This window comes from Pseudoalteromonas sp. G5_S1_14_S5, from assembly GCF_054968605.1.
Genome location: NZ_JBQKUM010000165.1, coordinates 1 through 2,094, shown reverse-complemented (window position 1 = coordinate 2,094; position 2,094 = coordinate 1). Strand labels below are relative to the sequence as shown.

Here is a 2,094-nt window from a genome sequence, read left to right as displayed (position 1 = left end):
CGAGTTTCAAGCCCTCGTCGATGCCATCAATGCCCTTGATGATTATGCCGATGGCAACACAAGCACAGCGCCAAGTCTTGCTACCTATCACACCGCAGGTTTTGATGAACTAAATCCTACCGAACTAGAATGGGTTAACCAGATTCTTGCTACTGATAATACTTCACTTTCGCTAGGTGCAATACAAAACGTTATAAGTGCAGTCAACCGACTTACGGATTACAGTCTTGGCGCGAGTACTATAGCGCCGACAATAATCGACTACAATGACACCGCCTTTACTGGTATGGGTATTAATATATTAGGTTTTATCAATAGTAAGTTGTCGGAATTCGGGGGTGGCGAGTACCTTCCTAACTCATTTATTAAAGCTTCAAATGGTACCAATGAGGACTATTTTGGGCGTAGGGTTGAACTTTCAGATGACGGCCTAACTATGGTGGTCGCTGCGGCTTATGATAGTGCAACGAAGAGTAAACTTTATGTTTATCGCCGTATAAACGGGAATTGGCAAGAAGTCACAACTTTGCAAGATGGCTCATTAGCCGCGGATTACACTTATGGCGTTGCGCTATCTGCGGATGGTCGTCGAGTCGTCACTGCATCATATGACACGATTAAAACCTATGAGGTTGACGTGTCTAGCGATCAACCGGATTGGTTTAATTGGTCGTTGGTGGGAACGCAAGCGCATACCATTTCGGATAAACTCTTATCTGCAAATTTAAGTGGGGATGGTAATACTTTAGTGCTAGGTGCGTATCGGTATAGTTCGTTTGATGGACGTATTGTTATCTATCAATATAACGGTAGTGGTTGGACAGAAAGAAACCAATTTACCGGTACAGGTCGGATGGGGGAAATTAACACAGTCGCCCTTTCTTATGATGGAAAAACTATCGTCGCAGGTGATCATCAAGATAGTCATATTGATGTTTTTACTCGTGGTGCAAGTGGCAGTAACTGGATGCTCACACAGAGTAACTTAAACGCAGGCAGAGGTGGAAATGAAGGGTTCAGTGTTAGTTTAAATAGTAATGGTACACGCTTAGCGGCTGGCTCAAGAATAGCCGTGGACATCTATGATTATGATGGCAGTCAGTGGAATTATATTCAGACATTACTCTCCAATAATACATCATTTGATGCTTTTGGTTCTGGGGTTAGCTTATCCGGAGATGGAGATGAACTAGTGGTAGCTTCATGGCTAGCACCAAATCTCTATAAATATGATTTGTCTGATCTTAATGCGGCTAATTGGGAGACGACTGTAATCACATATGATTTGGAATTTGACTCCAGTTATGGAACATCTCGGTTAGTACAGTCAGGGTTAGATTTTAAGAGTAATACTATAGTGCTAGGCAATCCCTACAACTCGACAAACCTTCAAAGCATTGTGACTAACAATTCTGGTAATGATGGCAGCGATGGTTCACCTATATTTGGGAGTGGAGATATTAGCTCCGATGGTTCAATCGCTAATGATTTTGTGACTGGTGACGTATCGCTAATTAATTCTGGTGCTGTCTATGTTTTGTCATCATCAGGGTTAAGTTCTGATAGAGTTCAAGCAGCCATCGATGGATCGAATGTGATTTTAGCTTGGGCAGCAGGCGGTAGCACCGCGCCAACAGTCACGAATTATTTAAATGCGTCGATTGATAATGTGACGGTCGATAATCTTTCAGACATCAACTCTCAACTTCAAAGTCTTACTCACACCGAGATGGTGAATGTGCAACCGATGGTGGGTAGCATCAATGTCATTCAAGCCTTTGCGGTGGACAATACGCAAACTGCGCCAAGCTTAACTGACTACGTGGCAGCTGGCATATCGGGCGTTAGCGCGGCAAATCTCAGTGATGTTAACGGACAAGTAGATAGTCAATCATTGACGCCGATGGTGAGCGTGCAAGCCTTGGTGGACAGCTTCAACATTATTCAAAGCTATGCTGCGGACAATACTCTAACCGCACCAACGGTCTCCAACTATGCTGATATTGGTGTTACTGGTGTCGATGCCAATAATCTCATTGAAATTAATGGACAAGTTGACAGCCAGTCACTCACGGACGTTACCGCCATTCAAAC

Annotated in this window: 1 protein-coding gene; it reads left to right on the top strand. The window is 43.6% G+C overall.

Annotated elements, in window-relative coordinates; all coding sequences use genetic code 11:
• Positions 1-322: 322 nt before the first annotated feature.
• A partial coding sequence (locus ACTRWI_RS22325) for a WD40 repeat domain-containing protein (RefSeq protein WP_499133883.1) occupies positions 323-2,094 on the top strand: 1,772 nt, incomplete at its 3' end.